This is a genomic window from Elioraea sp. Yellowstone, from assembly GCF_006704265.1.
GTDB lineage: Bacteria > Pseudomonadota > Alphaproteobacteria > Acetobacterales > Acetobacteraceae > Elioraea.
Genome location: NZ_VIKA01000134.1, coordinates 1 through 8,617 on the forward strand (window position 1 = coordinate 1; position 8,617 = coordinate 8,617).

General features: G+C 75.1%; 8 protein-coding genes. 6 read left to right on the forward strand and 2 right to left on the reverse strand.

Going from position 1 to position 8,617, the window contains the following annotated elements:
• Nucleotides 1-805: ferredoxin:protochlorophyllide reductase (ATP-dependent) subunit N (locus FK498_RS15145; RefSeq protein WP_141855967.1), on the reverse strand; the 805-nt coding region annotated here is incomplete at its 3' end.
• Complete coding sequence (gene bchF / locus FK498_RS15150) at nucleotides 802-1,425, reverse strand: 2-vinyl bacteriochlorophyllide hydratase (protein ID WP_141855969.1); 624 nt, start codon at nucleotides 1,423-1,425, stop codon at nucleotides 802-804. The genes FK498_RS15145 and bchF, both read right to left, overlap by 4 nt.
• A gap of 252 nt (nucleotides 1,426-1,677) precedes the next feature.
• On the opposite strand from bchF, the gene FK498_RS15155 reads away from it, so the two are divergent.
• From FK498_RS15155 to hemC, 6 genes are all read left to right on the forward strand, one after another.
• Complete coding sequence (locus FK498_RS15155) at nucleotides 1,678-2,589, forward strand: B12-binding domain-containing protein (RefSeq protein WP_161988437.1); 912 nt, start codon at nucleotides 1,678-1,680, stop codon at nucleotides 2,587-2,589.
• Nucleotides 2,590-2,667: 78 nt separating this feature from the next.
• Nucleotides 2,668-4,092 (forward strand): transcriptional regulator PpsR, encoded by a 1,425-nt coding sequence (gene ppsR / locus FK498_RS15160; protein WP_141855973.1) that lies wholly within the window; start codon nucleotides 2,668-2,670, stop codon nucleotides 4,090-4,092.
• On the forward strand, nucleotides 4,092-5,024 hold the full coding sequence (gene chlG, locus FK498_RS15165; protein WP_141855975.1) for a chlorophyll synthase ChlG: 933 nt from the start codon (nucleotides 4,092-4,094) through the stop codon (nucleotides 5,022-5,024). The genes ppsR and chlG overlap by 1 nt, the downstream gene beginning before the upstream one ends.
• Nucleotides 5,021-6,349, forward strand: a complete 1,329-nt coding sequence (locus FK498_RS15170) for a BCD family MFS transporter (protein ID WP_141855977.1) — start codon at nucleotides 5,021-5,023, stop codon at nucleotides 6,347-6,349. Before chlG ends, FK498_RS15170 begins: the two co-directional genes overlap by 4 nt.
• Nucleotides 6,346-7,566, forward strand: coding sequence for a geranylgeranyl diphosphate reductase (locus tag FK498_RS15175; RefSeq protein ID WP_141855980.1), 1,221 nt, complete (start codon nucleotides 6,346-6,348; stop codon nucleotides 7,564-7,566). The genes FK498_RS15170 and FK498_RS15175 overlap by 4 nt, the downstream gene beginning before the upstream one ends.
• A 115-nt stretch (nucleotides 7,567-7,681) precedes the next feature.
• Nucleotides 7,682-8,617, forward strand: a 936-nt coding sequence (gene hemC / locus FK498_RS15180; RefSeq protein ID WP_237560964.1) for a hydroxymethylbilane synthase, incomplete at its 3' end; no start/stop codon positions are given.

Here is an 8,617-nt window from a genome sequence, read left to right on the forward strand (position 1 = left end):
CCGCGAAGGCGCGCGCCGCGGCGTGCAGCCAGAGCGTCGTGCCCTCGGCGCCGAGCGGGAACGGCGCGGGCAGATGCACGGCGCCGCGCGACTCGAGTAGGCGCGCGGTCTCGCCGAGCCAGGGCTGGGCGAGCAGGAACCGCGTCGCCGCGCCCACCGGCGGCAGCGCATCGGCGCGGCGCGGCGGCAGGAAATCGACCGGCCCCACGCCCATCGCGGCGAACAGGCGGCGGAGCTGATCCTCGACCACCTCGGCGAGCGCGCCGACCACGAGCAGGCGCGGCGCTCCCTCGGCCGCGGGCAGTTCCGGCACCAGCGCGGCGAGGCAGGCATCCTCGCCCTGGGTGAAGGTCGTCTCGATGCCGCTGCCCGAGTAGTTCAGCACGCGCACGCCGGGCGCGAAGCGCGCGTTGAGGCGCTCGGCCGCGCGCGCGAGGTCGAGCTTGATCACCTCCGAGGGGCAGGAGCCGACCAGGAACAGGAGCCGGATGTCGGGCCGGCGCGCCAGAAGCTGGGCCACCACGCGGTCGAGCTCCGCGTTCGCGTCGGCGAGGCCGGCGAGGTCGCGCTCCTCGATGATGGCGGTCGCGAAGCGCGGCTCGGCGAAGATCATCACCCCGGCGGCGGACTGCATCAGATGCGCGCAGGTGCGGCTGCCGACCACCAGGAAGAACGCGTCCTGGATCTTGCGGTGCAGCCAGACGATGCCGGTCAGGCCGCAGAACACCTCGCGCTGGCCGCGCTCGCGCAGCACCGGGGCATCGGCACAGCCGCCGGCGCGCGCGAGGGCGGCCCGCGCGGTCATGGCGCGGCGTCCGCCGCCGCTCCGGCCGAGGCGCCCGTCCAGCGCGTTCCCTCGCGGCGCCCGGCGCGCAGCTTCAGCAGGAACTGGGCGGCGTTGACGACATAGGCGGCATAGGCGGCCAGCGCGACCATCATCTGCCCGCGCGCATCGCCGAGACCGAGCACGAGCATCGCCAGATAGGCGGTGTGCAGCGCGATCACGAGCAGCGAGAAGACGTCCTCCCAGAAGAACGGACGGGCGAAGAGGTAGCGGCCGAAGACCTCCCTCTCCCAGATCGCGCCGGTGATCATGATGGTGTAGAGCACCACGGTCTTGGCGATCACCGAGACGGTGGCGAGCAGCAGCCCCTCGCCGGTGACCAGGAAGCGCACCACCAGCGCCAGGCTGACGAGGAAGACGGCGAACTGCAGCGGCGCGAGGATCCCCTGGACGACGGTCCAGGGCGAGGCGTCGCGGCGCGCGCGCTCCTCGGGGGTGTAGAGCGGCCTGGGCGGTGCCGGCCGGGCTCGCCGGGCTCGGCGCGGCGGCATCGCCGGGCGATGCCGGCAGCCGGTCGCCGCTGCCCACGGGCAGGCATCGACCCAGGCGATCAGGCGATCAAGCACGGGCGGTGTAAACATCGCTTGACAAGCTCCCTGCCCCTCGGATCACGCTGGCGTCATCGCCGTCGGCCCAGGCGGGCGGCGCGGTCCGGGAGGCGCCCCGGGCGTGCGGCGTTTTTGTTGCGGTGCCGTTGCATTCGTCCCTCCCCGCAGCCTCTGCGGCTGCCGGGGAAGGCTAGAGAAGGCGGAGCGCAAGTGTCAAGCTCGATTGACGTAAGCTTTTCTTGACATCCGCGCCCCGCCCAAGGTCAGATGCGGGTGGAGGCGTCCATGATGTTCCACGAGCCCTGGGCCACGGCGGGCAGCAGCGACGACCCGGCCACCGGCGGGACCGCGTCCTGGCCGGAGCGCGCCGGCCCCGCCAGGGGCGACCCCCTCGCCTCCCCCCGGCCCGCGGACGGGCTGCCCGACGCCCACCCCGCGCTCGACGACGCCATCGCGAGCGAGGTCGTGCCCCGGATCGTGCTCGCGCACCGGCCGCCGGCCTCCCCCCCGGTCGCGGCCGCGCAGGGCGCGCCGGCCGGAGCCGACATCGCCACCCTGGCGGAGGCCGCGCGCCGCAACGACCTCGACGCGGCACTCGCCCTCATCGAGCGGCTCTGCGCCCGCGGTGCCGGTCTCGAGACGCTCTATCTCGATCTCGTCTCGCCGGCCGCCGCCCTGCTCGGCCAGATGTGGCACGACGACACCGCCTCGATCGTCGAGGTGACGATCGGCCTCGCCTGCCTCCAGCGCCTCGTCCACGCCCTCGCCCCGGCCTTCCACCAGGACGACCTCCGCCCCGACCCGCAGCGCCGGGTGCTGCTCGCGCCGCTGCCGGGCGAGCAGCACAGTTTCGCCCTCGTCCTGGTCGCCGAGTTCCTGCGCCGCGCCGGCTGGTCGGTGGACAACGGGCGCGTGCTGTCCTGCGCCGCCCTCTGCGACCTCGTGCGGCAGCAGTGGTTCGCCGTGGCCGGGCTCTCGGTGAGCTGCACCACGCGCCTCGACGTGATCGCCGCCGCCGTGCACGCGCTGCGCCACGCCTCCTGCAACAGCGCGATCGGCGTCATGGTCGGCGGCCCGCTGTTCCGGGACCATCCCGAATTCGTCGCCCAGGTCGGCGCCGACGCGATGGCGCTCGATGCGCGCCATGCCGTCGTGCAGGCCGAGAGCCTGGCCGCGCTCATGGCCGGCCGGCGCTGAGAATGGACGGACCGATGCTTTCGCGCTACGCAAGGCCGTTGAGAGGAAGCGGCTTAGCAACAAAGGATACCCACCCCTGTGACGTCGTTCACGGACGCGAGGGATTCGCTCGGCGCCCTCGACGCCGATGCCGCGGCGGCCCTCATCAGCGCAGCGGCGGATGTGACCCTGATCCTCGGTGAGGGTGGCGTGATCCGGGACATCGCCGCCGGCAGCGACGATCTCGATCGTGCCCTCGCGCGGGAGGCCCTGATCGGGCGCGCCTGGGCGGACACCGTGGCCGAGGACAGCCGCCCCAAGATCGGCGAGATCCTCGCCGACGCCGCCGCGAACGCACCGCCGCGCTGGCGCCACGTGAACCAGATCGGCGGGGCGGGCGCGCCCCTGCCGCTGCTGGTCCACGCCCGCCGCCTGCCCGGCGGCGCGCGCACCGTGGTCTTCGGCCGCGACCTCCGCCCGATCGCCGACCTCCAGCAGCGCCTGGTCGAGGCCCAGGCCTCGCTCGAGCGCGACTACTCGCGGCTGCGCCAGGCCGAGACCCGCTACCGCCTCCTGTTCCAGACCGCCGCCGAGCCGGTGCTGATCGCCGATGCCGCCTCGGGACGGATCATCGAGGCGAACCCGGCCGCCGCAGGGCTGCCGGTCCGGCCCGCGCGACGGCTGATCGGCACGCCCCTGCTCGAGCTGTTCGATCCGGCCAGCCGTCCCGGGATCGAGACGCTCCTCGCCGCGCTCCGGATCACCGGGCGCGCCGATGCGGTGGTCGGCCGCCTGGCCGGCCAGGCCCAGGACAGCATCGTCTCGGCCACGCTGTTCCGCCAGGACGGCGCCACCTTGCTGCTGGTCCGCTTCGCCCAGACGCCGGGCGACGAGACGACCGTCACCCTGCCCAGGCAGAAGTCCAAGCTGCTGACGCTGATCGACGCCTCGCCCGACGGCTTCGTGGTCACCGACGGTGACGGCCGCGTCCTGGCCGCGAACGCGGCGTTCCTCGAGATGACCCAGCTCGCCGCCGAGGAGCAGGCGAGGGGCGAGACGCTGGACCGCTGGCTCGGCCGGTCCCGGGTCGATCTCGACGTGCTGCTGGCCACCCTGCGCGGCGGCGCGCCGGTGCGGCTCTTCGCCACGACGCTGCGCGGCGCCTTCGCCGCCACCCGCGAGGTCGAGATCTCGGCGGCGGCGGTGGTGAACAGCGGCAGCCAGGCCTTCGGCTTCACCATCCGCGACGTCGGACCGCGCCGCGCCCCGCCCCCGCAGGCCGACGCCGCGGCGACCCGCTCGGTCGAGCAGCTCACCGAGCTGATCGGCCGCGTGCCGCTCAAGGAGCTCGTGCGCGAGGCGACCGACGTGATCGAGCGGCTCTGCATCGAGGCCGCGCTCGAACTCACCAACGACAACCGCGCCTCGGCCGCCGAGATGCTCGGGCTGTCGCGCCAGAGCCTCTACGTGAAGCTGCGCCGCTACGGGCTGATCGGCCCGGACGACGGCGGCGAGGGGGATTGATGCCGGGCGGGATCGGTCGCGCATACGCCGCCGGGTCCCGCCCCGTCCGGGTGCCGTCGCCGCGCGCGGCGCTCGAACTCCTCAAGCCGATCACCTGGTTCGCGCCGATGTGGGCGTTCGGCTGCGGCGTCGTCTCCGCCGGCGGGCCGGCCTGGCCGTCGCTGCCGGTCGTGGCGGTCGGGCTGCTGCTGGCCGGGCCGCTCGTCTGCGGCATGAGCCAGGCGGTGAACGACTGGTTCGACCGCCACGTGGACGCGATCAACGAGCCGGACCGGCCGATCCCCTCCGGGCGGGTCCCCGGGCGCTGGGGCCTCGGGATCGCGCTCGCCTGGACCGGGCTCTCCCTCGCGGTCGCCGCCGCGCTCGGCGCCTTCGTCTTCTGGGCCGCCGCGCTCGGCGTCGCACTCGCCTGGGCCTACTCGGCGCCGCCGCTGCGGCTGAAGCGCGAGGGCTGGCTCTCGGCGACCGCGTGCGCGGCCTGCTACGAGGGCCTGCCCTGGGTGACCGGTGCCGCGATCGCCGCCGGCGGCGTGCCGGATGGGCGCATCCTCGCCCTCGCCGCGCTCTACAGCCTGGGCGCGGTCGGCATCATGACGCTGAACGACTTCAAGTCGGTCGAGGGCGATCGGCGCATGGGCATCCGCTCGCTGCCGGTCCGGCTCGGCGCCGCCCGGGCCGCGCGCCTCGCCTGCCTGGCCATGGCGGCGCCGCAGCTCGCGGTGGTCGCGCTGCTGGCCGCCTGGGGCCGGCCGGTCCATGCCGGGATCGTCGGCGCCCTGGTCGCGGTCCAGGTCGCGCTGATGGCCCGCCTGCTCGCCGATCCGCGCGGGCGCGCGCCCTGGTACAACGCCACCGGAACGAGCCTCTACGTGCTCGGCATGCTCGCCTCCGCCTTCGCGGTCGCGCCGCTCGCCGCCGGAGCCGCGCCGTGACCGCGCGCAGCCTCTCCTGGGCCGGGATCGTGCGGCTCGGCCTGGTGCAGACCGCACTCGGCGCGATCGTCGTGCTCACCACCTCGGCGCTCAACCGCGTGATGATCGTCGAGCTCGCCCTGCCGGCGACGTTGCCCGGCCTGCTGGTCGCGCTGCACTACGCGGTGCAGATGATGCGCCCGCGCATGGGCCACGGCTCGGACATGGGCGGGCGGCGCACGCCCTGGATCATCGGCGGCATGGCGGTGCTGGCGGCGGGCGGCACGCTCGCCGCGGTGGCGACGGCGTGGATGGCGACGGATGTCGTCGCGGGGATCCTGCTCGCGGTGGTGGCGTTCCTGCTGGTCGGGCTCGGCGTCGGCGCCGCCGGCACGGTGCTGCTCGTGCTGCTGGCGAGCCGCACCGCGCCGGAGCGGCGGCCGGCCGCGGCCTCGATCGTCTGGATCATGATGATCGCGGGCTTCGTCGTCACCACCGCCGCGGCGTCCCGGCTGCTCGATCCCTATTCGCCGCAGCGGCTGGTCGCGGTCTGTGCCGGCGTCTCGGCCGCGGCCTTCCTGCTCGCGCTGCTCGCGGTCCGGGGGGTGGAACGGTCGGTCGCGCCGCAGGCGGTCGAGCGCCGGCCCGCGCAGGTGCCGTTCCGCCACGCGCTCGCGCAGGTCTGGGCCGAGCCCGAGGCGCGCCGCTTCACGGTCTTCGTGTTCGTCTCGATGCTGGCCTATTCCGCCCAGGATCTGGTCCTCGAACCCTTCGCGGGCGCGGTGTTCGGCCGCACCCTCGGCGAATCGACACGCCTCGCCTCGCTGCAGCATGGCGGCGTGCTCGCGGGCATGGTCGTCGTCGCGGTCGCGGGCTCGGCGTTCGGCGGGCACCGCGTCGCGGCGCTGAAGATCTTCACGATCGGCGGCTGCCTCTCCGCCGCGGCCGCGATGCTCGGCCTCGCGGCCGCCGGGTTCATCGGCGAGGCGTGGCCCCTCGCCACATCCTACTTCGCGCTCGGGCTCGCCAACGGCGTGTTCGCCGCCGGCGCGATCGCGACCATGATGCAGCTCGTCGGACGCGGCCGCGAAGCGCGCGAGGGCGTGCGCATGGGGCTCTGGGGCGCGGCGCAGGCGATCGCCTTCGGCCTCGGCGGCCTTGTCGGCGCGGCCGCGCTCGATGTCGCGCGGCTCGCGCTCGGCTCGACGGTCGGCGGCTACGCGGCGGTGTTCGCCGGCGATGCGGCGCTGTTCCTGATCGCGGCCTGGCTCGCGCTCGGCATCGCGCGGCAGCGCGCGACCGGCACGGCGCCGGTCGCGGCGGCAGGCGGAGGCGCCGAGCGATGACGACCGGGACCTTCGATGCCGTCGTGGTCGGCGGCGGGCCGGCCGGTGCGACCGCGGCGACCGACCTCGCCCGCGCCGGACGGCACGTGCTGCTGCTCGACAGGGAAGGCCGCATCAAGCCCTGCGGCGGCGCGATCCCGCCCAGGCTGATCACCGACTTCGCGATCCCCGAGGAGCTGCTGGTCGCGCGCGTCACCGCGGCGCGCATCGTCTCGCCGTCCGCGCGCGAGGCGGCGATGCCGGTGACGGAGGGCGGCTTCGTCGGCATGGTGGATCGCGAGCACTTCGACGCCTGGCTGCGCGACCGCGCGGTGGAGGCCGGCGCGGAGCGCCGCGCCGGCACCTTCGTGCGGATCGAGCGCGAGGACGGCGCGACCATCGTGCGCTACCGGCCGAAGGGGGCCCGCCCCGACGCCCCGCTCGCCGCCCTGCGCACGCGCGCGGTGATCGGCGCGGACGGCGCGCTCTCGGCGGTCGGGCGGCAATGCGTGCCCGGCGCCGACGCCACGCCGTTCGTGTTCGCCTATCACGAGATCGTCCGCGCGCCGTGCGACGCGCCGGCGGCGCGCTACGACGGCGCGCGCTGCGAGGTGCACTACCGCGGCACGCTCTCGCCCGACTTCTACGCCTGGATCTTCCCGCACGGCGCGACGGTCTCGGTCGGCACCGGTTCGGCGCGCAAGGGTTTCGATCTCAAGGACGCGGTGCGGGAGCTGCGCGCGCTGGCCGGCCTCGACCACGTCGCGACGATCCGCCGCGAGGGCGCGCCGATCCCGCTCAGGCCGCTCAGGCGCTGGGACGACGGCCGCAACGTCGTGCTGGCGGGCGACGCGGCCGGGGTGGTGGCCCCCGCCTCGGGCGAGGGCATCTACTACGCCATGCTCGGCGGGCGGTTCGCCGCCGATGCGGTGGACGAGTTCCTCGCCACCGGCAACGCCCGGGCGCTTGCCGCCGCGCGCCGGCGGTTCATGCGGCTGCACGGGCCGGTGTTCTGGATGCTGGGCCTGATGCAGTCCTACTGGTACGGCAACGATGCCCGGCGGGAACGGTTCGTCTCGATCTGCCGCGACCCGGACGTGCAGTCCCTGACCTGGGACGCGTACATGAACAAGGAGCTGGTGAAGGCACGCCCGCTCGCGCATCTGCGCATCTTCCTCAAGAACCTCGCGCATCTGACCGGCCTGGTGCCGGCCTGGGCGCGCGAGCCCGCCGCGTGACGACCGCCGCCGGAGAGCCGTGATGCCGCCAGCCGATCCCGCATCGTCGATCCTCCCGCCCGCGGCGCCGGGTCGCGGCGGCGCCCCGCCGCTGCCGGTCCTGCCCGAGGGCGCGATGGTGCGGCCGCACGCGCCGGCGCTGCCGCTGCGCGTCGGCACGCGCGGCTCGCCGCTGGCGCTCTGGCAGACGCGCGACTTCCTCGGCCTCGTCACCCGCTTCTGCCCGCTCCTGCGCCAGATCGACGCGTTCCAGGAGCACGTGATCGCCACCACCGGCGATCGCATCCAGGACCGCCGGCTCGCCGATCTCGGCGGCAAGGGGCTGTTCGCCAAGGAGATCCACGAGGCGCTGCTGGACGGCCGGGTCGATTTCGCCGTCCACAGCCTGAAGGATCTCGAGACCGAGCTGCCGCCCGGCATCGTGCTCGCCTGCACGCTCAAGCGCGAGGATCCGCGCGATGCGCTGGTCCTCGGCCCGGGCTGCGGCGCCGCCGACCCCGCCGACCCGTGGGGCGCATTGCCGCAGGGCGCGGTGATCGGCTCCTCCTCGGTCCGCCGCCAGGCGCAGCTCCTGCACGCACGGCCCGACCTCTCGGTGGCCATGATCCGCGGCAACGTGCAGACCCGGCTCGCCAAGGTGCGGGGGGGCGAGGTCCGCGCCTCCATGCTCGCCGTCGCCGGGCTCAAGCGCCTCGCGCTCGAGCACGAGGCCGCGGCGATCCTCGACCCCGAGGTGATGGTGCCCGCCGCCGGCCAGGGCATCATCGGCGTGACCGTGCGCGAGCGCGACGAGGAGCTGCGCGAGCTTCTGGCCGCGATCGAGGACTGGGAGTCGCGCGCGGTCGCGACCGCCGAGCGCGCGCTGCTCGCCGCCCTCGACGGCTCCTGCCGCACGCCGATCGGCGGCTACGCGCGCCTGACCGCCGACCGCACGCTGCGCCTGACCGGCCTGGTCGCGCGCGCGGACGGCTCGTTCCTGCTCAGGCGCACGCTCGAGGGCCCGCCGCGGGATGCCGCGCGGCTGGGCCGGACGCTGGGCGCGTCGCTGCGC

Bases quoted from the DNA above. Each gene is read 5' to 3' on its own strand.
- bchF (WP_141855969.1), bottom strand. From the start codon at position 1,425: ATGTTTACACCGCCCGTGCTTGATCGCCTGATCGCCTGGGTCGATGCC.
- FK498_RS15155 (WP_161988437.1), top strand. From the start codon at position 1,678: ATGATGTTCCACGAGCCCTGGGCCACGGCGGGCAGCAGCGACGACCCG.
- chlG (WP_141855975.1), top strand. From the start codon at position 4,092: ATGCCGGGCGGGATCGGTCGCGCATACGCCGCCGGGTCCCGCCCCGTC.
- FK498_RS15175 (WP_141855980.1), top strand. From the start codon at position 6,346: ATGACGACCGGGACCTTCGATGCCGTCGTGGTCGGCGGCGGGCCGGCC.